Below are 347 nucleotides of genomic sequence, written 5' to 3' on the forward strand. Positions count from 1 at the left end.
TGCCCCAGCATAATCCATGCTTCATCAAGGATGATCGCGGCAGGCTGGCCCTTCAAAGATCGCTCGATACGCCGGAAAAGATAGAGGAGGACCGGCAGCGCGTATTTTTCACCGAGGTTCATCAGCTCCTCGACTTCAAACACGGTAAATTCCGACAGGCTCAGGCCGTCATGTTCCGCATCGAGAAGATGGCCCATAGAGCCGTCCACCGTGTAGGTGCGGATCGCCTCGCGCACCGTTTCATCCTGAATCGTGACCACAAATTCAGAGAGGGTTTTGCCCCCGCTGGCGTGCATGTTGACGATGGCGTTGCCGATTTCGTTGCGGTGCGCGGGCGTGGTTGCCGC

1 pseudogene is annotated in these 347 nt (G+C 57.6%); it reads right to left on the reverse strand.

The features are described 5' to 3' along the window. Window positions 1-347 (reverse strand): annotated as a pseudogene (locus SPHV1_RS00525) (conjugal transfer protein TrbE); the annotation flags it as partial.

The organism is Novosphingobium sp. KN65.2 (genome assembly GCF_001368935.1).
Classification (GTDB): domain Bacteria; phylum Pseudomonadota; class Alphaproteobacteria; order Sphingomonadales; family Sphingomonadaceae; genus Novosphingobium; species Novosphingobium mathurense.